General features: G+C 49.4%; 22 protein-coding genes. 15 read left to right on the forward strand and 7 right to left on the reverse strand.

Features of this window, described 5'->3' with window-relative positions:
- The first annotated feature begins 505 nt into the window (after positions 1 to 505).
- Positions 506 to 775, forward strand: a complete 270-nt coding sequence (locus AACQ84_RS06295) for a hypothetical protein (RefSeq protein ID WP_012306854.1) — start codon at positions 506 to 508, stop codon at positions 773 to 775.
- A 101-nt stretch (positions 776 to 876) separates the two neighbouring features.
- On the opposite strand, the gene AACQ84_RS06300 is transcribed toward AACQ84_RS06295, so the two are convergent.
- Positions 877 to 1,212, reverse strand: coding sequence for a YnfA family protein (locus tag AACQ84_RS06300; protein ID WP_012306855.1), 336 nt, complete (start codon positions 1,210 to 1,212; stop codon positions 877 to 879).
- Positions 1,209 to 1,781, reverse strand: coding sequence for a 5-formyltetrahydrofolate cyclo-ligase (locus AACQ84_RS06305; RefSeq protein ID WP_234991415.1), 573 nt, complete (start codon positions 1,779 to 1,781; stop codon positions 1,209 to 1,211). The genes AACQ84_RS06300 and AACQ84_RS06305 overlap by 4 nt, the downstream gene beginning before the upstream one ends.
- A gap of 124 nt (positions 1,782 to 1,905) precedes the next feature.
- Here AACQ84_RS06305 and AACQ84_RS06310 point away from each other — a divergent pair, with 124 nt between their 5' ends.
- From AACQ84_RS06310 to mnmH, 3 genes are all read left to right on the forward strand, one after another.
- Positions 1,906 to 3,426 carry a helicase C-terminal domain-containing protein gene (locus tag AACQ84_RS06310; protein ID WP_041443448.1) on the forward strand — a complete coding sequence of 507 codons (1,521 nt, stop codon included), beginning with the start codon at positions 1,906 to 1,908 and terminating at the stop codon, positions 3,424 to 3,426.
- Positions 3,427 to 3,529: 103 nt separating this feature from the next.
- Positions 3,530 to 3,778 (forward strand): hypothetical protein, encoded by a 249-nt coding sequence (locus AACQ84_RS06315; protein WP_012306858.1) that lies wholly within the window; start codon positions 3,530 to 3,532, stop codon positions 3,776 to 3,778.
- A gap of 101 nt (positions 3,779 to 3,879) precedes the next feature.
- Complete coding sequence (gene mnmH / locus AACQ84_RS06320; protein ID WP_012306859.1) at positions 3,880 to 4,941, forward strand: tRNA 2-selenouridine(34) synthase MnmH; 1,062 nt, start codon at positions 3,880 to 3,882, stop codon at positions 4,939 to 4,941.
- A gap of 82 nt (positions 4,942 to 5,023) precedes the next feature.
- On the opposite strand, the gene AACQ84_RS06325 is transcribed toward mnmH, so the two are convergent.
- On the reverse strand, positions 5,024 to 5,248 hold the full coding sequence (locus AACQ84_RS06325; RefSeq protein WP_012306860.1) for an indolepyruvate ferredoxin oxidoreductase subunit alpha: 225 nt from the start codon (positions 5,246 to 5,248) through the stop codon (positions 5,024 to 5,026).
- A gap of 204 nt (positions 5,249 to 5,452) precedes the next feature.
- Between AACQ84_RS06325 and AACQ84_RS06330 the strand changes: the two genes are divergently transcribed.
- Genes AACQ84_RS06330 through AACQ84_RS06340 form a run of 3 tightly spaced genes read left to right on the forward strand, consistent with a single transcriptional unit; the run spans position 5,453 to position 7,121 of the window.
- Complete coding sequence (locus AACQ84_RS06330; protein ID WP_012306861.1) at positions 5,453 to 5,833, forward strand: phasin family protein; 381 nt, start codon at positions 5,453 to 5,455, stop codon at positions 5,831 to 5,833.
- 37 nt (positions 5,834 to 5,870) lie between these two features.
- Entirely contained in the window at positions 5,871 to 6,524 is a 654-nt protein-coding gene (locus AACQ84_RS06335) for a DUF2301 domain-containing membrane protein (protein ID WP_012306862.1), read from the forward strand.
- Positions 6,525 to 6,527: 3 nt separating this feature from the next.
- Positions 6,528 to 7,121 (forward strand): L-threonylcarbamoyladenylate synthase, encoded by a 594-nt coding sequence (locus AACQ84_RS06340; RefSeq protein WP_012306863.1) that lies wholly within the window; start codon positions 6,528 to 6,530, stop codon positions 7,119 to 7,121.
- Positions 7,122 to 7,135: 14 nt separating this feature from the next.
- Here the strand turns inward: AACQ84_RS06340 and AACQ84_RS06345 are convergent, their stop codons facing one another.
- A complete protein-coding gene (locus AACQ84_RS06345) occupies positions 7,136 to 7,609 on the reverse strand; it encodes a hypothetical protein (protein ID WP_012306864.1) in 474 nt (157 codons plus the stop codon).
- Between the two features lie 151 nt (positions 7,610 to 7,760).
- Entirely contained in the window at positions 7,761 to 8,318 is a 558-nt protein-coding gene (locus tag AACQ84_RS06350) for a thioredoxin family protein (RefSeq protein ID WP_012306865.1), read from the reverse strand.
- 138 nt (positions 8,319 to 8,456) lie between these two features.
- Here AACQ84_RS06350 and rimM point away from each other — a divergent pair, with 138 nt between their 5' ends.
- From rimM to AACQ84_RS06370, 4 genes are all read left to right on the forward strand, one after another.
- Entirely contained in the window at positions 8,457 to 8,984 is a 528-nt protein-coding gene (gene rimM, locus AACQ84_RS06355) for a ribosome maturation factor RimM (RefSeq protein WP_012306866.1), read from the forward strand.
- Between the two features lie 219 nt (positions 8,985 to 9,203).
- Positions 9,204 to 10,781, forward strand: coding sequence for a phosphoglycerate dehydrogenase (gene serA / locus AACQ84_RS06360; RefSeq protein WP_012306867.1), 1,578 nt, complete (start codon positions 9,204 to 9,206; stop codon positions 10,779 to 10,781).
- 62 nt (positions 10,782 to 10,843) lie between these two features.
- Entirely contained in the window at positions 10,844 to 11,734 is an 891-nt protein-coding gene (gene prmA, locus AACQ84_RS06365) for a 50S ribosomal protein L11 methyltransferase (RefSeq protein ID WP_012306868.1), read from the forward strand.
- A gap of 101 nt (positions 11,735 to 11,835) precedes the next feature.
- Positions 11,836 to 13,773, forward strand: a complete 1,938-nt coding sequence (locus tag AACQ84_RS06370) for an FAD-dependent oxidoreductase (protein WP_012306869.1) — start codon at positions 11,836 to 11,838, stop codon at positions 13,771 to 13,773.
- A 2-nt stretch (positions 13,774 to 13,775) separates the two neighbouring features.
- On the opposite strand, the gene AACQ84_RS06375 is transcribed toward AACQ84_RS06370, so the two are convergent.
- Positions 13,776 to 14,075, reverse strand: coding sequence for a DUF3593 domain-containing protein (locus AACQ84_RS06375; RefSeq protein ID WP_041443825.1), 300 nt, complete (start codon positions 14,073 to 14,075; stop codon positions 13,776 to 13,778).
- A 67-nt stretch (positions 14,076 to 14,142) separates the two neighbouring features.
- Here AACQ84_RS06375 and AACQ84_RS06380 point away from each other — a divergent pair, with 67 nt between their 5' ends.
- From AACQ84_RS06380 to AACQ84_RS06390, 3 genes are all read left to right on the forward strand, one after another.
- The gene (locus AACQ84_RS06380) at positions 14,143 to 15,300 is read left to right on the forward strand and encodes a 2-succinylbenzoate--CoA ligase (RefSeq protein ID WP_012306871.1); all 1,158 of its coding nucleotides are present in this window, start codon (positions 14,143 to 14,145) and stop codon (positions 15,298 to 15,300) included.
- Positions 15,301 to 15,364: 64 nt separating this feature from the next.
- Positions 15,365 to 16,099: a GDSL-type esterase/lipase family protein gene (locus AACQ84_RS06385; protein WP_012306872.1), complete on the forward strand. Its 735-nt coding sequence runs from the start codon at positions 15,365 to 15,367 to the stop codon at positions 16,097 to 16,099.
- 33 nt (positions 16,100 to 16,132) lie between these two features.
- On the forward strand, positions 16,133 to 19,252 hold the full coding sequence (locus AACQ84_RS06390) for an alpha-mannosidase (protein ID WP_012306873.1): 3,120 nt from the start codon (positions 16,133 to 16,135) through the stop codon (positions 19,250 to 19,252).
- Between the two features lie 23 nt (positions 19,253 to 19,275).
- On the opposite strand, the gene AACQ84_RS06395 is transcribed toward AACQ84_RS06390, so the two are convergent.
- Positions 19,276 to 19,848, reverse strand: a complete 573-nt coding sequence (locus AACQ84_RS06395) for a hypothetical protein (protein WP_012306874.1) — start codon at positions 19,846 to 19,848, stop codon at positions 19,276 to 19,278.
- 101 nt (positions 19,849 to 19,949) lie between these two features.
- Here AACQ84_RS06395 and thiL point away from each other — a divergent pair, with 101 nt between their 5' ends.
- On the forward strand, positions 19,950 to 20,942 hold the full coding sequence (gene thiL / locus AACQ84_RS06400) for a thiamine-phosphate kinase (protein WP_012306875.1): 993 nt from the start codon (positions 19,950 to 19,952) through the stop codon (positions 20,940 to 20,942).
- Positions 20,943 to 20,956 lie beyond the last annotated feature (14 nt).

The following is a 20,956-nucleotide window of genomic DNA, read 5'->3' on the forward strand; positions in this document are numbered from 1 at the left end:
ATTATTTAGAATGTAGCATCACCTTGGTGAAAATAGCTGCATTGGAACATCAATCATTCTCTTTAAATTTACGATCAAAATATTGGCAATATCCGAGCCAATTTGAGAGGCTTACATCATTTTTGCCCAGAGCAATCAAGATTTTTTGCAAAACCCTAAACAGCACTGACTCTTGATCTTAATTTCTGGGCTTCGGGGCTGGTGGGAATAAGTAGTTTTACTTATCAATAATTTTTGTTGAGAATTAATAGCAAAAGAATTGGATTCGGTGCACTAAAACGTTTGTTAAAGCTTTAGCTTAGGTTAGCTCAAAAGATCATGATCCTTTAGGCGGAAAAAACAAGAAAAGCAATAGTGTTTTGATTAGCCTTTCTGATGATCGGCTTTGCTTTTGTTCAAACCTTTATGGTTCTTGGCTTAACGGCTACTCAAGGACAATTTTCCGTCGCTATAATTAGTAGCTGTTTTAACTTGGTCTTAATTTAGATTAAGGAGTATTTATACTATGTACATCAAACGTTTTCTCTTGGTGGCGATCGCCTCTGTTATGAGCCTTGGCTTCTTAGGTGCTTGCGGCCCTGAGACCACTGCACCCACCGATGAAACCACCACCGAAGAAGTTCCCGCTGAAGGTGAAGTTACCGAAGAAGCTCCCGTTGACGGTGAAGTTACCGAGGAAGCTCCCGTTGACGGTGAAGTAACTGAAGAAGAAGTTCCCGCTGAAGGTGAAGCCACCGAAGAAGCTCCCGCTGAAGGCGAAGAAACCGCTAACTAATCATTTGGCGATCGCCTAGCACCTGGCTCCTCAATCCCTAGCTGGTTGGGGGGCTTTTTAATAGGTTCGCAAAAGTCATGGGTGAAAAATCCTAACGGCGCTTAACTGCGGGGAGCATACATCATGACCAAAACCCCGGCGATCGCCAAACCACAGCCCAGCCAATCGTAGTTATCGGGACGAACTTGGTCGATACGCCAGCCCCACAGCAACGACAAGACAATAAAAATACCGCTGTAAGCCGCATAGACCCGACCAAAGTGAGCCGGTTGCAGGGTCGGAATCACGCCGTAAATCATCAGCAGTAGCCAGCCCAAAAGGGCGACGGGTAAACTTTTTCCTTCCCTAAGCCAGAGCCAGACGAGATAACCGCCACCAATTTCAAACAGCCCCGCCAGCACAAAATACAGCAAAGATTTGAAAATAACGCTGGTCATTGGGAAAGCTCCTGGGCAATTTTAATCAGTCGTTTTTCTGTACAAACATAGTCTAAGGGCACGTCCCAGGGATCGTTGGGCAGGGTTGGCACAAAGCAACATTCAAACACAATACCCACTGTGGTGACGGGTTGGGGTAGGGTGGCAAAAAATCGATCATAAAATCCAGCGCCGTAGCCGAGGCGATCGCCCGTTTGACTACAGGCAAGGGCTGGTACTAGCACTAGATCAATGGTTGTCAGATCGATTAAAGGAGCCGTGGCTTCCGGTTCGCGGATGCCAAATTTGCCCGGTATCAGGCGATCGCCCATTTGGTAATGGTGCCAAGCGAGATCGTCCCCGACACAGCGGGGTAATCCCCAGGTTTTAGGAGCACTCAGTAAGGCTTGTAAACAGGGCTCTCGGTGGTGGGATAGGTAGCCCAAAACTGTTGTGGAATTTCGCCAGAGCAGGCTGTCCTGGAGTTGCTGACAGATGGCGGCATTGGCCTGTTGCCAAGTTGATTCAAACAGCGATCGCCGCCGTTGTTTAAAGGTTTGTCGTAAGTGGGTTTTTTGATCCATATCCATGGATATACCAGACCCATCACTACCGCTGCAATAGGGTTCTGATAGGCTAGAAAGCGTTTTTGCGGGGGGATCAATTCTTGCTTAGGAAATTCTGGGTTGTTGTGTTAATGGGAAAAGTGACGCCATGATGGAAGCACAGGTACACCAAATCCTGGTGGCGATCGCCCGTGAGCAAGATATTAGCCCCTGGCCCCACCATTTAACCCTGGCCCGGTTGGTGGCGCGGGGATTACGTTTAGGTCGCTCTGCTCTGATTCAAACCAGAACCGGCATCGAAGACTATGCCCTCAGCTATCTGACCCCTGCCCTCTTAACCTCAGAGCCTGTCACCATCGTCGTCCCCCAGCTATTGTTGGCTTGGCTCCAAGCGGAGGAAATCCCGCGACTGCAACGCTTACTGGCAACCGAGCGCCCCATTGTCACCCTTGAATCTGGAAGTCAACCCCACCCCAGCGCCATTACGCTTTTAACCCCTCCCCAATGGTTCGGAAGAATGACTGGCGATCGCCCCCCGACCCCTGTAACCACAATTCTTAATCCTGTCGATGAGCTATGGCAGTGGGCCCAAGATTTTTACCGTTGCCAACTACAACTTGCCGATTGGGAAATGCTCAAGCAACAAAACCCCGGCCAGCAGGATTTTATTCAGAGCCAGTACGACCAACTAAAAGCGCAACTACTGCGGCGATCGCCGAATCCCTACCATTGCTATCCCCTCGACCCAGACAATCAACGCCGTTTGGCCACCTGTTTTCAACTCCCCCACCTCCCCGCAGCTTGGCGTACCTTTGCGGCTACCTGGCAACACCGTCACCAGTCACCTCTCTGCTGGGCGCACCTCCACCAACGGGACGGCCGATTTTCTCTCCAAGTAGCTCCCCAGACCCTTAACCAAAGCCTTGCACCCCTCTGGCAACGGCAGCCGACTTTATTGATTGGAAGCTTTCTCGAACCCCAACGAGAAGCCCCCAGCTTTTGTACACAAATTGGCCTCAACCCAGACCAGCTTACTTGCGTAGACTTTGCGCCCCCCCGTCAACAGGATCAAGTGCGCGTTTATCTGCCAGAACAGCGCCTTCCCTTACCCAATACCCCAGAATTCCAAGGGGAACTATTGCACCAACTGCGTCATCTAATTCGCCGCCACCCCCACCAGAAGCGTCCCATTGTTTTATTGATTAACGACGTGCCCCTCCAGGCACAGATGGGGGCGGCCCTTGCTGCTGAGTTTGGGTCGCGGGTCAAGGTAGAAACAGCAAATCCCCAGGCCGATAGCATTTTGATCTGTGGTTGGGCTTTTTGGCGACGGCTTACGGATCCCTTGTTCTATGGTCAATCCGTGGGCTTCCCGTTACCTCAACTAATGGCGATCGCCACCCTCCCTCTCCCGTCCCTAGAAAATCCCCTGGTGGCAGCCCGCGTCGCCCAATACAAACAAAAACGCCAAGATTGGTTTCGCCTGTACCTACTCCCCACAGCTCTCCAGGAAATGCAACGGGCTACCTATCCCCTCCACCAAGAGCAAAGTGTGATCGCCATTCTCGACAACCGCATCAACCACCGCGCCTACGGTCAACAAATCCTTGATGCCCTCCAGCCCTGTTCTGTGTGTAATTATCTTGAACCCAACTGGCTAAGAAATTAATTTTTGAAGGCTCAAGCAAAAGTCAATGCTTTTGTAACAATTTGCAATATTTCGTAAACTTATGTTAAGATTGTCAATGTAGACAAACAAAACAGGCAATTTTATGGTTACCAACTTTAATTACAAACCTGAAAATCTCTTCACCCCCGTTATTTTCCGTAAGGACTTCAGCAACGCCACCATTTCCGCGACCCAAGCTTGGTCTCTCTTCTTCTCGGCGGGTCAAGAAGAAAACCTCTTTGGCCAAGAAAAAGAAATTGGTTGGTTCTATAACAATGTGTTGTTAGCCGGTGGTGTCGCCTTTGCCCTCGCCGCAATCTTCTTTAGCGCGCCCCTATCTCCCCTGTTCTAGATCTCCCTAGACTTGTGCTAAAACCTAAACCCCCAAGGCAGCCCCGTGGCTGTCTTTTTGTTATGGTGAAGGCTTGATTCACAACGTAAAGTTAGGTGGCGATGGCTCCTCCGATTCACAGCACGACAAATCCTTGGGATCAGAATTTTCAACCCTACACAGACATTATCGATGTGCGATCGCCAGCGGAATTTGCCGAGGATCATATTCCCGGTGCCGTCAACTTTCCGGTACTCAGCAACGAAGAGCGGGCCTTGGTGGGCACCATCTACACCCAGCGATCGCCCTTTGAAGCCCGTAAAATTGGGGCCGCCCTCGTATCTAAAAATATTGGCCATCATTTAGAAACGCATTTTTTAGAAAGACCCAAGGAATTCCACCCCCTTATTTACTGTTGGCGGGGCGGCCAGCGTTCCCACAGTTTCGCGACGGTACTCAGCCAAATCGGTTGGCAGACAACTCTCTTGACCGGGGGCTACAAAACCTATCGCCAGTATGTGCGCCAAGCCCTCTCCCATCTCGGAACGACCCTGTCTTTGCGGGTACTCTGCGGCTATACAGGCAGCGCCAAAACCAAATTACTCCAAGCATTGCAGGCAGCACAGTTTCAGGTTTTAGATTTAGAAGCCCTCGCCGCCCACCGGGGATCTCTGTTAGGACAAATGTGGCAAGAAACGCCCCAGCAACAGCCTGCGCAAAAGTGGTTTGAGTCGCAACTGGTGGCCCAGCTCCAAGCCTTTGATCCCAGGCGACCGATTTGGGTGGAGTCAGAAAGTAAGACCATTGGCAAAATCCATGTGCCGAAACCCCTCTGGGAAAATATGCGGCGATCGCCTGTGGTGGAAGTGGTTTTACCGATGGCCGAACGGGTCAAGCTACTCATCGCGGAATATCCCCACCTCATCGAACATCCAGCGACCCTGAAACAATTGCTCAGTCAGCTCGTACCCAAATATGGCAAGGGCAAAATCCAAGCCTGGTACAACTTAATTGATGCTCAACAATGGCCAGAATTTGTTGAGGCGATCCTCGAAGCGCATTATGATCCCACCTATCGGCGATCGCTACCCCGCCATTTTCGCCAACCCCAACAAACCATTCACCTCAATGGGTTAAACGCCGCTGACATTCAAAGCTTTATCAAGACTCTTGGCTCAAGGTAATAGAGATTTAATACAGCTAATAAAAATCCCCTGCTGCGGGGATTTGTCACATTTCAAAACGATCTAGATCAAGTCCCAAAAATTAGGGAGTACGCTGTAACGTGGCATTTTCTTCTGGGATAATCGCCCCTTCGACGGGACAAACCTGAATACAAATGCCGCAATCGATGCATACATCAAAATCAATCCAGTACCAATCGGTACCTTTGGCATTTTTACCGGGGCCATCATGGATACAAGCCACAGGGCAAGCTTCGACACAATCCGCGATGCCTTCGCAAACGTCAGTCACAATGGAATGGGGCAAGGGTTTTTCCTCAAAGATGTACTGCTTGTTGTTACTGTTTGTAACCGATTCCTTGCAAGAAGATCAACGTTTCGCTATTTCTCCCCAAAGGATGCTCCGGAATATTGCTCTTCGCTATGGGGACAGGTGATCGCCCCCAGCCCAAGCCTCAAATTTATCGACTATGCTTAAAACAGCACGCTTGATGACAAAGGACTTTAGACTATGGCAGGCTTCAGTGATTTAGTACAAAAAGCTTTTTACCTTGGGGTCGGGGCCGCTTCCCTCGCTGCCGAAAAAGCAGGGGCAACGATCCATGATCTGCGCGAACAGGCCCAGGTCATCGCCGATGAAATGGTACAAAAAGGGGAGATGAACGCCGAAGAGGCCAAAAAATTTGTCAATGAAATGGTCAAGCAGGCCCAACAGCGGGTGCCTCAAAGCCCAGAAACGACAACAAGCTCCAACAGCGAGACCAAAGAGCCGCGCCGCATTGAAATCCTTGACGATGACGAACCTGAAAACACCGACGCCATGGACGAAGCGGAACGGCTCCGGCGGGAAGTAGAATCTCTCCAAGCAGAGCTGAATAATTTGAAACGATAAACGTAGCTGTTTTGGAAATGGATGACTGGAAATAACGATGTCTGATGCTTCTTTATCACCCCAAACCCCGGAAGTTTACACAGGTTACTATGGCGAATTTACGATCACCGCTGCCGATCGCCAGGAAGTTTTTCTTTATCGTCTGGGGTTGGCGATCGCCGCTGGGACATTCAGCCTCGGCACTGTTTTCGCCCTTACTTTTGGGGATCAGGGTTGGGCGCAAGAAGTGATTTCTAGGCTATTTATCGGTTTTTGTGGTGGTCTGGGTCTCAGTTTAGCCAAGATTCATATTTATCTGATTCCCCTACACCGACTGCTCCAGGGCTTTTGGCTCGTGGGCTGTGGGGCGGCGATCGCCTTTGGTCTAATTTTTCCCGAACCGCTATTTGTCACCGTTTTAGATCAACCCCAAACCCTGTGGGGCATTGGTTTTCTTTTTGCGGCCTTAACGGGAATTTTCTTTAAGGAAGGCTTTTGTTTTCGGCGTTTGGAAACAATGCTTCTGACGCCTTTGGTGCCATTCCTGTTACTCGGTCATCTAACCCAGCTTTTACCTCTAGAAGTTGCCCAAATTGGGTTCAGTCTGTGGAGCGTTTTATTCATCATTTTTGCGGCTCGGAAATTTACACAAAAGCCCGCCGATGATATTGGTGATAAAAGTGTATTTGACCATCTCAAACAAACCCAATAATTAATGCCCCTCGTTACTGCTGCTGCCCTGGTTGACCGGGCAAATAATGGCCAAGTGGTGAGCTTCCCCACGGATACCGTGCCTGCCCTCGCGGCACAACCCGACGCCGCCCCCCTGATCTATCAATTGAAACGGCGATCGCCCGATAAACCGCTGATCCTGATGACGGCTTCCCTACCGGAGATTTGGGACTATGTGGTGGGTAGTGAGACAGAAAAAGCACAATGGCAGGCGATCGCCCAACAATATTGGCCAGGGGCATTGACCCTTGTCCTACCCGCTTCTGAAAAGGTTTCAGCGGCAATGAATCCGACTAATTCCGGTACCATTGGCGTGCGTGTCCCCGATTTGGCCTTGGCCCAAGGGATTTTGCGAGAAACAGGCCCCCTCGCCACCACCAGCGCCAACCGTTCCGGTAGCGACCCCCTCGAATGGATGGCGGCGATCGCCAAAGAATTTCCCGAAATCCCAGTGCTTGATTGCACAACCCAGGAACGAACAAGCAAAATTGGCAGTGGACAGCCCTCGACGGTGGCCCAGTGGACAGGCTCCGGCTGGCGCATTCTCCGTCAAGGGGCAGTGAGCCTTAATTTGTAAAAAATAATTTGTGTTTAAGCGCGGTCTTGGTTTTGGCGCATCCCAAAGACGAGGCCCAAGCCGACGATTCCCGCTAGGAATGAATAGGCAAAGTAATCATGGCTGTGTTCCGGTTGGGGCAGTTCGCTAATGGCGTTGGCGTCGATCCCCTCTGCTTGGACGGGCACAATCAGGCGATCCCAGTGGCTATCGTCGGCGGAACCAATTTCTACGGCCCAGTCTCCGGCTTTGGTAGTGTCGGCTTTGAAGCTAAATTTCCCGTTTTCATCGGTGCGACCAATCATGATCGGTTGGTCAGGATTTTCTGGAGAGTAAACCGTAACGGGGGCATTGGGGAAAACTTCGCCATCACCAAAGGTGCTTTGGAGCTCAAAGTTATCGAAGCGCACTTGGAAATTCGTTTCAATGGCGTGGGCCAGGGCTGCTTTGGGGGCGAGACAGCCGACTGACAAGCAAGTGATGGTGGTGAGGAGAGACTTAATATTCATAGGTACTTTACTGAAACAGGGCGTAACCTGAAACCTAGGGTATTTAGAAAAATCTGAGGCACCAGCACGAACGGGCCAGGGCCTTAAAATTGGCTTCAATTATAGCCAACCTTTCTGGGAAAATTTGTGAGGCAAGTTTTTCGCCCAAAACCTAGGATTTGACCTGGGCGCCGTGGCTACGGGGATCACTCTGGCGGGGTTGTTGATTGGGGCGATCGAGTTTAGAAACTTGGCCTTGGTCGTAGGTGTAGGGTAAGTCGTTGTGGGCGAGGAGGGCATTGAGGTCGGCTTCAAGGATGCTGCGGGGTTGTTCGCCAATGGTTTCGGCGATCGCCTGGCCGGCTTCATCTAAGAAAACAAAGTGGGGAATCCCATCAACGCGATATTTCAGCACTTCCGGGAGCCATTTGCCGTTATCCACATTGAGCATCACAAAATTAAGGCGATCGCCGTAGGTTTGTTTGATTTGCCGGAGATCCGGGGCCATGGCCTGACAACTGGTACACCAATCCGCATAAAATTCCATCAAAGTCGGGCGACCATTGTCGAGGGCAACGGCGAGGGGTACGGCTTCGGCCGCTTGGGCTTCGAGGGTAGCGGCAGGGGGCTGGAATTTGATCCCCAGGGCGAGGGATACCGCCAGGGCGATCGCCACCAAACCAATTACGAGACCTTTGAGTTTATTTTGTCCAGAATTTGTGTCAGTCATAGCTAAGGGCCAGATTCCAAGTAAAACTTATAAGTATTGTAAAGGGCGCGTTCCGTCAGAAAAATCCGATAAAGTAAGAAGCCTGAGTTTTTAACCCAAATTTTTTTACATCGCTCTAAAAAGACATTGAGGCGCAACATGGCAGAACAGGATTGGATCATCATTGGCCAGGTGGTGGCCGCCCAGGGTCTTAAAGGAGAAGTGCGAATTAATCCCAGCACCGATTTTCCTGAACGCTTCGAAGTACCCGGTCAACGGTGGTTACAACTGCCCAACCAAGATCCCCAGTCAGTAGAACTCGAACGGGGTCGTCAAATCCCTGGCAAAAATTTATTTGTGGTGAAATTTGAACATATCCAAGACCGTACCCAAGCAGAAAATATCCGGGGTGCCAAAGTTCTGGTGCGGGCTGGCGATCGCCCCGAACTCGAAGCCGACGAATACCATGTCAGTGACTTGATTGGCCTTGAGGTATTTGATTACAACACCCAAGCAAAGCTGGGGATTGTCAGCGATCTCTACACGGCGGCCCAGGACGTCCTCGAAGTCACCGATGCCAACCAGAAAAAGCACCTTGTCCCCTTCGTGAAAGCCATTGTCCCCGTCGTTGATCTAGTGGAAAATCGCCTGGAAGTGGATGCCCCTCCCGGACTTTTCGAGATTTAAGTACCAAAACTCCGCCTGTAAATCTAGAAAAAAGGCGATCGCCCCCAGGGAAAAATCCGTCCAGGGTGAGCAGTCAGGATAGAATAATCCTTTGTTCTATACAAAAACTTAAGGATCTGTAGCCCTCGTGCCCACGGGAACTTCCCCCAAACCCCGCCCCCGGCGACACGACCCGCAGTATCCGACCCAAACGAAACATTTATATTTAATCGAATTGTTATGGCTAAAGTTCTTGTTTCCGACTCTATCGACCAAGCCGGAATCGATATCCTCTCCCAGGTCGCCCAAGTAGACGTTAAAGTCGGATTACCCCTCGAAGAACTCATCAGCATTATTCCCGAATACGATGCCCTGATGATTCGCTCCGGGACCAAAGTCACCAAAGAAGTGATCGAAGCCGGTAAAAACCTCAAAATCATTGGCCGTGCCGGAGTCGGTGTTGATAATGTCGATATTCCCGCCGCCACCCGCCAAGGGATCATCGTCGTCAACTCCCCCGAAGGAAACACCATTGCTGCCGCCGAACATGCCCTCGCGATGATGTTGTCCCTCTCTCGCCACATCCCCGATGCCAACCAGTCCGTCAAAGCCAAAGAATGGAACCGGAAAAAATTCATCGGCGCAGAAGTGTATAAAAAGACCCTCGGCGTTGTCGGTCTCGGCAAAATTGGTGCCCACGTAGCTAGCGTCGGTAAAGCCCTAGGCATGAAGCTCCTCGCCTATGATCCGTTTATCTCCGAAGAACGGGCCGGACAATTGGGTTGTCGCCTCGTCGATCTCGATTACCTGTTCCGGGAAGCCGACTACATTACCCTCCACGTCCCCAAAACCCCCGAAACTACCCATTTAATTGGCGAAGAGTCCATCGCCAAAATGAAGCCCACCACCCGCATTGTGAACTGTGCTCGTGGTGGCGTTGTTGATGAAGCCGCCGTTGCTAAAGCGATCCAAGAAGGTCGCCTTGGTGGGGCCGCTTTGGATGTTTTTGAAGAAGAGCCCCTGGGTGAATCTGAACTCCGGGCCTTGGATAACGTCGTCCTTACCCCCCACTTGGGTGCTTCTACCGCTGAAGCCCAGGTAAATGTTGCCGTTGATGTTGCCGAGCAAATTCGGGATGTCATTTTAGGGTTGCCAGCACGCTCTGCGGTGAATATTCCTGGCCTTAATGCCAACGTCATGGAAAAACTGCGTCCCTATCTCCAATTGGCGGAGACCCTAGGGAACATGGTCGGTCAGTTAGCCGGAGGCCGCATCGAAAAATTAAATGTGACCCTCCAAGGGGATTTGGCCGAAAAAGAAGCCAAGCCTTTGGTTGTAGCTGCGCTCAAAGGTCTCCTTTCTCCGGCATTGCGGGAACGGGTCAACTATGTGAACGCAGAAATCGAAGCGAAGGAACGGGGGATCCGGATCATTGAGACCCGTGATGAATCGGTGCGTGATTACACCGGAGCCATTCACCTAGAAGCCACTGGCGCTGATGGAGAACACTCCGTCAATGGGGCGCTGTTAAGTGACGGGGATATTCGCATTACTAGTATCAATGGTTTTCCGATTAATGTGCCGCCAACGGGCTACATGCTCTTTACTCTCCACCGGGATGTTCCGGGGATTATCGGCAAGATCGGCTCTCTGCTGGGCAGCTTTAATGTGAATATCGCCAGTATGCAGGTGGGCCGCAAAATTGTCCGGGGTGACGCCGTAATGGTTCTGAGCCTAGATGATCCGCTGCCGGAAGGTGTCTTGAGTGAGATTACCAAGGTAACCGGAATCCGGGATGCCTACACGGTTAAGCTGTAAGGTTGAGCCATGGGGGAAAGGTCTCTGGATTCTTTCCCCCGCCCAATGACAAGAGGAAAACAATGACAACAACTTGGTGGGAATTACAGATCCTCTGCGACCCCAGTTTAGAAGAAACGATTTTCTGGCGCTTAGATGATTTTGGCTGTCGGGGAATGGCAGGGGAGCAAAAAGGACAATCCTACCTGATCCGTGCCTATAGCCCCCAGGCGGAGTTTGACCATTTAGATCTCGCAGCCTTAGCACTGCTACTGAAACAGGATGCGGTACTTGCCCATTTACCCAAACCAGTGGTTAAGTGGCATCTCATCGATGAAGAAGATTGGTCAAGTAGCTGGAAAAGCCATTGGCAACCTGAGGAAATTGGCGATCGCCTGTTGATTTACCCAGCCTGGTTAGAAGTGCCCACCCATTCAGAACGCCTCTTATTGCGCCTCGATCCGGGTTCTGCCTTTGGGACTGGCGCTCACCAGACCACCCAACTGTGCCTCGAAGCCCTAGAAATGCGTTTAGGGCAGCAACCAGAAACCCAGGTAATCGCGGATATTGGCTGTGGTTCGGGGATTCTTTCCATCGGGTCTCTCCTTTTGGGGGCGAAGCAAACCTTTGGGGTGGATACGGATATTTTGGCGGTGACTGCCTCCAACAGTAATCGGGCGCTCAATAACATCGAACCAGAGCGCATGGTCGTCGCCCAGGGCAGCATCGATACCCTTCCCAAAATGTACCCGGAGCCCTTTGACGGGATTGTTTGTAATATCTTGGCGGAAATTATTATTGAGCTGATCCCCAAGATGTCGGCGATCGCCAAACCGGACACCTGGGGAATCCTCAGCGGCATTCTGATCGAACAGATTCAACCCATCGCCGATACCCTCGAGCAAAATGGCTGGGCGATCGCCGCCCTCTGGAAGAAAGACGAATGGTGTTGCTTCAATATCCGCCGAAACTAAGTCTTTTTGCGCAAATGTGACAAAGTGCCGAAAAAAACAACCCACCCCCAGCAAATCAGTTCATAATAATTGACACTAGATGTGCAATTAAACTGAATGGCATGAGTGACAACACTTCCCTTCCCCCCATTTCCCGCCGTAGCGCCCTCAAACTCCTTGGGGTGGGAGCCGCCGGATCGATGGTCGGGTACACCCGCTTCGCCAAACCCCACCCGACGATCCACCAGCAAGAATCCTTGGATTTACCCCACTATCACAGCCAGGGAAAAAAAGTCGTTGTCATTGGGGGCGGTTTAGCAGGGCTGGCCGCTGCCTACGAATTAAGCCAACGGGGTTTTCAGGTCACGCTGTTAGAAAAATCCCCCCAACTCGGTGGCAAGGTCGCCAGTTGGAAAATTAATGTCGGTGAAGATGAGTTCATGATGGAACATGGCTTCCACGGCTTTTTTCCCCAGTATTACAACCTCAAGAGCTTGGTTAGTGAACTGAGCATCAACGACAATTTTCAATCCTTAGATTTTTATTCCCTCGTTTTCAAAGATCCAGACCGCTATCGCCCAGAGGTATTTCGTCCTAGTAATACCGCATTTCCTTGGAATATCGTGGATCTCGCCATTTCTTCGCCGAACCGACTCCGTTGGGGCATTAATCTCACAAAAATTAAGCATTTAGAGGTTTTTCACGCGATTACGGGCTTTAAAATCCCCCGTACCTACGACACCTACGACACCATCACCGTGGCCGATTGGGTCCGGGGTGAATTTCCCCAGGGCCTTTATGACCTCTACTTTTTACCCTTCGCCAAATCTAGCCTCAATGCCCCTGATACCTTGAGCACAGGGGAATTGCTGCAATTTTTTCACTTCTACTTTTTCGGAAATCCAGAGGGCCTAGCGTTTAACGGCACCGTGGATGACATGGGCACGAGCCTCGTTCAACCCATTGCCGACGCCATCCGCGCGAAAGGGGGCCAAATTTTGACCGATGTGTCCGTCAGCGAAATTCAATGTCAGGACAACAAAATCCAGGCGATCGCCTACCAACAGGGAGACGAACAAACGGATGTACCTTTCTGGACGAAGCAGAATGAATTGATTACCGATGACAGTCTGGAATATTACGGCGCTGGGGATGCAATGTATGCGGTCAATCCGGCAACGGAGGAAGGCTTGTCCTTAACCTGCACCCACCAGGGTTGTACCGTTGGTCGGCAACCGGATGGATCTTTCCTCTGTCCCTGTCATGGCGCTCGCTATGATGCCAATGGTAAACGTCTGAGTGGCCCCGCCCAACGGGATTTAGCTCCCTTTAAAGTCCAAGCCCGTGAAGCTGATCAGGTACAGTTGGTGGCCGAAAATCCCAGTGATGAACTCCAGCGGGGCACCCTTGCCGCCGATTATGTAGTGCTGGCAACGGACGTGCCCGGAACTCGCCATTTGTTTACCCGCTTAGTGGGAGACCGGGATCCAGAGGCAGAACGTAAAGTTGATCAGCTCGTGGTGTCTGATCCCTTTGCGGTGGGACGGTTCTGGTTGGATCGAGATTTCCCCTGGGAGCATAGTAAGTTTGCATCGTTATCGGGCTATGCCTTGACCGATAGCATTACCCTATATCACCAAATCCAGACCCAGTTTAAGGATTGGGCCGCCCGCACCGGGGGTAGTGTGGTGGAGCTCCATGCTTACTGTTATAAGGAAAAAGAGTTTCCTACCCAAGAGGCACTGTTGGCCACCTTTGAGCAGGAACTATACGAAATTGTGCCGGAACTAAAGGGGGCGACGGTGCTCCATCGGCAACTGGTAAACCAAAAGAATTTCTCTGGCTATCCCCCCAATAGCTATGGCGATCGCCCCACCACCGAAAGCGAAATTAGCAACCTCATGTATGCGGGGGATTGGGTAAAAATGCCGTTCCCCTGTGGCTTGATGGAACGGGCAATCAGTAGCGGTTTGCTCGCTGCCAATAGCGTTCTCCAACGGGAAGGGATACAGCGGCGGCCGATTCTCTCGGTGAATCCGGAGGGGGTTTTTAAAATCTAAATTTATTCAGATTTGGTCTGTTTGAGTTTGGCGATCGCCCCGACGAAACCCAAGACCACCAACACATTGGAGAGGGTCAAAAAAGATTCAGCGCCGCCATGGAGCCAGTCCACATTGGCCAGCTCTTCGCCGTATTGCACCTGGGCGTAAATGCCGGCGGGAATGGAGATCGCCACAAAAACGAGGAGGACGTAAAAGCCGATCAGGGCCAGTTTTGGCGTTTTCCCGGATTTGGTCAGGAACCATAAAAAACCGAGGTAGGGAAACAGAGACAGGGCAAAAAAAGTTTCTTTGGAGAACATTATGGAATAATCAGCAACCAAGGGGCGTTTGTCTCCGTATTCTAAAGGATTCTGCTTATTTGCTTCGATGTCGTCGCTCCAAATCATTGATCAAAAAAATCCAGCCTTCTTTGTTGAAGCGTTTCAAAAGGCGATCGCCCGTCACGAATCCGTGTTGCTGGTCAATTCTACTTGGCAAACTTCAGAACGGACACAAATTAAATCACTCTTAGGGCAAGATCAAAGGCCAGAACTGCTAACAAAAAAATCCCACATTTTAATTCCCACTGGCGGCACATCAGGACAGCTAAAATTGGCAATTCATACCCCTGAAACCTTCTCTGCTTCGGCCCAGGCTTTTCAGGATTTTTTCGCTTTAGAACGGGTAAATTGCCTTTGTATTTTGCCCCTCTACCATGTCAGCGGCTTGATGCAATGGTGGCGATCACATTTGAGTGGGGGTGACTTTAAACTCGGCGATTATCCAGCGTTAAAACGCGGCATTTTGCCGGATTGGGATGTCAGTAATTTTTGTCTGTCCTTAGTGCCGACCCAATTACAAGTATTGCTCCAAGTTTGCCCCCAATGGTTAGCCCAGTTCCGCTTAATATTACTCGGTGGGGCACCACCTTGGCGATCGCTCCTTGAGCAAGCCCGGCAATTGCAGCTCCGGATTGCTCTGACCTATGGCATGACGGAAACCGCTTCCCAGGTGGTAGCCCTAAAACCCGCAGACTTTTTAGACGGCAAAGATTGTGCGGGCCAAGTTTTGCCCCATGCCAATTTATCTTTATCAAAAACGGGTTTGATTTCCATTGCGGCCCAATCGCTATTTCTCGGTTATTACCCCAATTTTGATTATCCTAAAATCTTAGAAACCGATGATGTTGGTGCCTTTGATCAAGCGGGCTATTTACATTTGTTTGGACGCCAAAGCCAGAAGATTATTAGTGGTGGTGAAAATATTTATCCAGCGGAAATTGAAGCAGCAATTCTAGGGACGAAATTCGTTAAAGATGCGGCGGTTTTGGGTTTGCTAGATCCTTACTGGGGAGAAGTTGTCATCGCTGTGCTGAGTTTGAAAAATCCGAGTGATTTAGACAGGGTAAAAATGGCGATCGCCAAGCAATTAAGCCCTTATAAACAGCCAAAACATTGGTTGCTGGTTGAACAATTGCCGCGCAATGCCCAGGGAAAGTTAAACCGAATCAAACTCCGCCAAATGATTGAAAATCGCTATCAGTAAAGGAGGAAGTTGCATTTTTGATGTAGATTTATGAAGCAAGCTTAATTTTGCCAATACATCTGCCATGACTGCCCTTAGTCCTACCCACATCAACCCCAGCTACGCCCAACGTCATCCGCTGCGGGTCGTCGCCTTCGGGGATAGTTTGGTGTATGGGTTTGGCGATCCAGTCCGGGGTGGTTGGGTCGAGCAATTACGGCTCCACTGGATGGGCAATCCCCAAGGCCATGTGCTCTATAACCTCGGTGTGCGCGGTGATACGGTGAAATTGGTGGGCGATCGCCTCGGAGCCGAGTACCAACAACGGGGTGAACTCCGCAATAAACAGCCGGATTTAATTTTGTTGTCCGTCGGGGTCAATGATTCGCCGCGCCTGGGGCGTCCCGATGGGAAAAGTTTTACGGATTTTGACCTTTTCCAAAGCCAGTTAGACAATTTATTAGCACAAGCGCAACAACTTTGTCCGGTAATTTTTATCGGTCAAGTGCCCGTTAATGAAGCCAAAATGCCTTTTCTTGACTGCCTATATTACAGTCACAGCGAACAATATCGTTACAAAGAATTGACGAAAAAGCTGTGCGGTGATCGCCAAATTCCATACCTGGATATTTTTGATTTGTGGCTCAGTCGCGGCACCCACTGGGTCAATGAGAACCTCAGCGCCGACGGTCTCCACCCCAACAGCGGAGGCTATGCGATGCTCTTTCAAGATGTGATCAACTGGCAGGCGATCGCCCAACTCGATTCTGGTAACACTTGCTCAATTTCATCGAAAACGCCAGTATCCCTTGGGGTTTAAGATAAAAGTCAGTTCTCTGGCTGAAAATATCCCATGGCATCCCCTGTTATCCAAGCGACCATCGAGCACCTAAAAAGTTTTGTTGCATTGCCGACCCAAACGACATGGCAATTTTACCAAACAGAGACCGCTGTTCCGAAAACATTTCGGCCAGATTTAGCAACCTTTCAACCCACTCAACTCGCAGCAATTCAACCAAATAATAATGGTTATCTCGTTTTTGAAAAGGGATTAAAGCTCGCTTGGTTTTACCAAAAGATCACCCTCCCTGAAAGTATTAATAATTATAATATTTCCGGATTAAATGCCCGCTTAAATCTTACTTGGTGGGCCGAAATTGCCGCAATTTTTGTCAACGGCAAATTAGTTTGTGAAGGTGATTTATTTGATTCTTCAACGCGGCTACTATTAACGGATCAGGCCCAAGCGAATCAGATTTTCAAGGTGACGATCGCCCTCGTTAGTCCAGGCCATGACATCGGCGCATTAATGAAATCTGAATTGATCTTTGAATCCCCGACCTTAGAGATTTTAGAAGCGGGGAGTTTTGCCACAGAATTGAAAATTTTGACCGACTATTTAGCGCGTCATAATCCGGAAAAGATCACTGTTGTAGAAAAACAATTAAATCGTATCCCTTGGGCGCAAGTCGCAGATACGCAAAAATTCAATCAAGCTTTAGCAGAAATTCGCACAGAACTAATATCGTTTGCCAGTTGCATTAAAACCAGAAAATTTCATGTTTTGGGTCACGCCCACCTAGATATGGCTTGGCTCTGGACAACTGCTGAAACGTGGGAAGTCGGACAACGCACGTTTCAGTCGGTTTTAAATCTCCAACGGGAATTTCCTGAACTAATTTTTGGCCACAGCACCCCTGCTCTCTACGATTGGCTTGAAAACAATCGTCCCGATCTTTGGGAGAAAATTCAACAAGCCGTTAATCATAATTATTGGGAATTGTTGGGCGGTATGTGGGTCGAGCCCGATGTAAATTTAGTTTCTGGGGAATCAATAATTCGTCAATTTCTCTATGGCCAACAATATTTTTTAGAAAAATTTGGCCGACGTTCAACCATTGCTTGGTTACCGGATTCCTTTGGTTTTCCGAATCAATTTCCTCAACTGGCTGAGCATTGTGACATTAAAGCATTTGGTACCGGAAAATTACACTGGAATGATACGGCTCCTTTTCCTCATGGTTTGTTTTGGTGGCGATCGCCCGATGGGACAGAACTGTTAACCTTCATGACGCCTCCCAATGTCACCGGAATCATGGATACCAATCCGCTGACGATGGCCAGTTATGCCCAAAAATGGGAGGATCAAACCCATTTAAAAGATATTTTTTGGTTACCTGGCGTCGGTGATCATGGTGGTGGCCCCACCAAGGATATGTTGCAGGTGGCCCGCAAGTGGCAACAGTCGCCATTTTTCCCAAAGCTGGAATTTTCCACCGCAGAAAACTATCTCAACCACGTTAAAAAAGCCCCCGATTTACCAGTTTGGCAGGACGAACTTTATTTAGAATTGCACCGTGGGTACTACACTGTGCACCGAGATCAAAAAATCTTTAATAATCGCTGTGAAACCTTGCTGCGCCAAATCGAAATCTGGTCGGCGATCGCCAACAATTTACCCCATCCAGATCCCTTCAGATTAAACAACTCTCAAAGCCAACTAAAAGATCTCTGGAAAAAAGTTTTATTTAATCAATTTCACGATATTTTACCAGGCACTTCTATTCCTGAAGTCTTTACAGAAGCGAATCAACAATGGCAGGAAGTGATTAATGCTGGCGAGGCGATGTTATCCCAAAATCTACAGGCGATCGCCACACAAATCACCTATGATTGTCCCTTAGAAACGGCAGCTAAACCACTACTTTTATTTAATGACCTCAACTGGGACCGCACAGAGGTTGTTAGTTTAAGGGTTCCCGATTTAGTGACAGTTTACGACTGGAACGGTAACAAAGTCGAGTCACAAATTATTGTTGAAGATTTACAGACAGATCAAAATTACAAAAAATATTTATCATTTCTTGCGACAGTGTCATCCGTCGGTTACTCCCTCTACTGGTTATCTCCCGATCCACAAGCACCAACCCAAAGAGAAGATGACTTATGCAATGAGCCAGACTTTATTTTAGAGAATGATTTTCTCCAGATTGAAATTGATCCACAAACGGGAGATATTGCGCAATATTTTGACAAAATCAACAGGAAAAATATCTTTTCTGGTGCTGGCAATCAACTGCAAGCCTTTGAAGATAAAGGTCAATACTGGGACGCTTGGGATATTGCCCCTGATTACGAAAGTAAGCCTCTCCAACCCGCTGGAGTCGTTTCAATTCACTGGCGAGAGAAAAATGCTGTGCGTTCAGTGATCCGCGTAAAAAAGCAATTAAATCAGTCCACGTTTATCCAGGACTATCAACTCGATTGCCGGGGGAAAATGCTAAAGATTTACAGCACCGTGGATTGGCAAGCAGAACAGATTGTCTTAAAAGTTGCGTTCCCTTTTGCCATTGACAAGGCTACTTGCACCTACGAAACTCCCTGTGGCGCCATCGAACGAAAACCTGAAATCGATCCGGCAAAATGGGAAGTACCAGCCTTACGTTGGGCTGATTTTCATAATGAGAAATATGGCGTGAGTATTCTCACAAAAAATCACCATGGCTACGATGTAAAATCCAGTCAATTGCGCCTAACATTATTAAAAAGCCCCCTCTGGCCTGACCCTAAAGCAGATCGGGGAATGCATCACTTAGCCTATGCCCTATATCCTCACAGCGGCCCATGGCAAAGGGCGAAAACTGTTAATTTAGCGCGGAATTTCAACTCCCCTTTACGCGCAGTGGTTCCTGATCTTACTGCCAACCAAAATCAGTTACCACCTCACCATTCTTTTTTGACGTTAGGTTCAGATAATTTGGTTTTATTGGCATTAAAACAAGCAGAATCCAATCAAGATTATATCCTCCGTTTTTACGAGGCCTGTGGCCAAGAAATTGAATTAAATTATCGTAATACTTTGGGGCTAACTATCACAGAACAGGTAAATGGTTTAGAGGATACTATTTCACAAGCAATTGACACGCCTATTCAGCCCTGGAAAGTCCAGAGTTATCGATTAGAGAAACATTAAAATATGATGAATGATGTTTCATTTCAAAGCTCGATTGTTTCATACATTTTGCTATTGTCCTCGACGCCACGGTATTGCCAGGCGACAGATTCGGGGTCTTTGGCCTTCGACCACTGGGCGAAATGTTGGCCCCCTTTTTGATTATGGCGACTGAGGGTCGAGGGGTTGGAACGGAGGCGGCGGGCGAGGTCAGCTTGCTTCAGGATGAGGGGACTTTTTTTTTCAGGGTTGGGTGGTATTTCGGTGGTTTGGGCCGGGCTGTCTAACTCAGATTTGAGCTGGGTGATCGCCTGTTGAATTTCTGTTTGTACCCATTCCTGGGTTGGTACATTACTGGGTAGAGTTTCAGAGACAATAGCTTGGAGCTCATCTTTGTCTAAAACGGGAGTGGGAGTGTTGCCATTAAGGTCAGCACTAAAAAAGATCCGCAGCACTTCGATAATGCCTGTGCCTAAGGCGGGCTTCTCTTTACCGCTTTTTTTGCCTTGGCGAGACAGACCATTTTCCAAACAAAAAGCAGTCAGACGTGCTTCAATTTCCTCGGGGAGATAGGCGGTGACGGCTTTATTTTTGGTACCCATGTTGTCATAGTCCATTACTATTTCCTCGATTTTACAAAAAAAGTAATGGATTTAGTCAATTACTATACTTTTTCAGAGCATAAACAATTCATCATGGAGGGCTTGGCGAGAAAACGATGACGGCAGGAAAATGTCTCAAGGATTTTGGGGAAGCGGAGATTCTCCAGCGGCTGCAGCGGTTTTGTCCAGCAGAAATTATCGGCGATGATGGGGCAGTTTTAACGTTCCCCCCTGGCCAGAATTTAGTCGTGACGACGGATGTGCTGGTGGATGGCGTCCATTTTGGCGATCGCACGATGCCCCCAGAGAAAGTAGGCTGGCGAGCAGTGGCGGCAAATTTATCGGATTTAGCAGCGATGGGGGCCACACCAATCGGCATTACCGTGGGTTTATCTCTGCCTCCTGAAACACCGATTTTGTGGCTCGATCAGCTTTATCAAGGGTTAGCTGCCTGTTTAGGTCGTTATGGTACGCCTTTAGTCGGTGGGGATCTAACGCGATCGCCGGTGAAAACCATCGGCATTACGGCCTTTGGGGTGGTGTCACCGCACCGTGCGATTCAGCGCAGTAGCGCGAAAGTGGGCGATGTGATTCTCGTTACGGGTTGCCATGGGGATTCCCGTGCGGGCCTGGAATTGCTGCTCCATACCAATGCTCGCTCTCAAACTTTATCGATAGGCGATCGCCAAGCCTTGATCCGCGCCCACCAAACGCCCCAACCCCGCCTGGATGTGCTGCCGCATTTAAACTCCTCAGATTCGCCCCCAGCAGGGATGGATAGTAGCGATGGTTTGGCCGATGCCGTGCTGCAAATTTGTCAACGCAGTGGTGTCGGTGCCGTAGTGGAAGCAGAGAAAATCCCCTTGTCCCCGGCCCTTCGGCGTTATCAAGATCCAGAAACGGCTTTGCGGTGGGCTTTGTACGGTGGCGAAGATTTTGAACTGGTGCTTTGTCTCCCCCCGATGGCGGCGGAACGGCTCCTGGCCAAGCTTCCAGGTCAAGGGGCGATTATCGGCCAGATTACCGCCGAGCAAACGGTGGCGATCGCCAATGGTGCAGGCCAAACCATGCCCTTAAGCCAAACTCAAACTTTTCAACACTTTGCCTAACGTTTTCCTTGCCG

The organism is Picosynechococcus sp. PCC 7002 (genome assembly GCF_963860125.1).
In the GTDB taxonomy this organism is placed as follows: domain Bacteria; phylum Cyanobacteriota; class Cyanobacteriia; order Cyanobacteriales; family MRBY01; genus MRBY01.

What these genes read in the sequence shown, in the direction of transcription:
- AACQ84_RS06395 (WP_012306874.1), bottom strand. Translation starts at nt 19,848, where the DNA reads ATGGACTATGACAACATGGGTACCAAAAATAAAGCCGTCACCGCCTAT.
- thiL (WP_012306875.1), top strand. Translation starts at nt 19,950, where the DNA reads ATGACGGCAGGAAAATGTCTCAAGGATTTTGGGGAAGCGGAGATTCTC.
- AACQ84_RS06295 (WP_012306854.1), top strand. Translation starts at nt 506, where the DNA reads ATGTACATCAAACGTTTTCTCTTGGTGGCGATCGCCTCTGTTATGAGC.
- rimM (WP_012306866.1), top strand. Translation starts at nt 8,457, where the DNA reads ATGGCAGAACAGGATTGGATCATCATTGGCCAGGTGGTGGCCGCCCAG.
- AACQ84_RS06390 (WP_012306873.1), top strand. Translation starts at nt 16,133, where the DNA reads ATGGCATCCCCTGTTATCCAAGCGACCATCGAGCACCTAAAAAGTTTT.
- AACQ84_RS06350 (WP_012306865.1), bottom strand. Translation starts at nt 8,318, where the DNA reads ATGACTGACACAAATTCTGGACAAAATAAACTCAAAGGTCTCGTAATT.
- AACQ84_RS06300 (WP_012306855.1), bottom strand. Translation starts at nt 1,212, where the DNA reads ATGACCAGCGTTATTTTCAAATCTTTGCTGTATTTTGTGCTGGCGGGG.
- AACQ84_RS06335 (WP_012306862.1), top strand. Translation starts at nt 5,871, where the DNA reads ATGTCTGATGCTTCTTTATCACCCCAAACCCCGGAAGTTTACACAGGT.
- AACQ84_RS06330 (WP_012306861.1), top strand. Translation starts at nt 5,453, where the DNA reads ATGGCAGGCTTCAGTGATTTAGTACAAAAAGCTTTTTACCTTGGGGTC.
- AACQ84_RS06380 (WP_012306871.1), top strand. Translation starts at nt 14,143, where the DNA reads ATGTCGTCGCTCCAAATCATTGATCAAAAAAATCCAGCCTTCTTTGTT.
- AACQ84_RS06310 (WP_041443448.1), top strand. Translation starts at nt 1,906, where the DNA reads ATGATGGAAGCACAGGTACACCAAATCCTGGTGGCGATCGCCCGTGAG.
- AACQ84_RS06375 (WP_041443825.1), bottom strand. Translation starts at nt 14,075, where the DNA reads ATGTTCTCCAAAGAAACTTTTTTTGCCCTGTCTCTGTTTCCCTACCTC.
- prmA (WP_012306868.1), top strand. Translation starts at nt 10,844, where the DNA reads ATGACAACAACTTGGTGGGAATTACAGATCCTCTGCGACCCCAGTTTA.
- mnmH (WP_012306859.1), top strand. Translation starts at nt 3,880, where the DNA reads ATGGCTCCTCCGATTCACAGCACGACAAATCCTTGGGATCAGAATTTT.
- serA (WP_012306867.1), top strand. Translation starts at nt 9,204, where the DNA reads ATGGCTAAAGTTCTTGTTTCCGACTCTATCGACCAAGCCGGAATCGAT.
- AACQ84_RS06340 (WP_012306863.1), top strand. Translation starts at nt 6,528, where the DNA reads ATGCCCCTCGTTACTGCTGCTGCCCTGGTTGACCGGGCAAATAATGGC.
- AACQ84_RS06305 (WP_234991415.1), bottom strand. Translation starts at nt 1,781, where the DNA reads ATGGATATGGATCAAAAAACCCACTTACGACAAACCTTTAAACAACGG.
- AACQ84_RS06370 (WP_012306869.1), top strand. Translation starts at nt 11,836, where the DNA reads ATGAGTGACAACACTTCCCTTCCCCCCATTTCCCGCCGTAGCGCCCTC.
- AACQ84_RS06385 (WP_012306872.1), top strand. Translation starts at nt 15,365, where the DNA reads ATGACTGCCCTTAGTCCTACCCACATCAACCCCAGCTACGCCCAACGT.
- AACQ84_RS06345 (WP_012306864.1), bottom strand. Translation starts at nt 7,609, where the DNA reads ATGAATATTAAGTCTCTCCTCACCACCATCACTTGCTTGTCAGTCGGC.
- AACQ84_RS06315 (WP_012306858.1), top strand. Translation starts at nt 3,530, where the DNA reads ATGGTTACCAACTTTAATTACAAACCTGAAAATCTCTTCACCCCCGTT.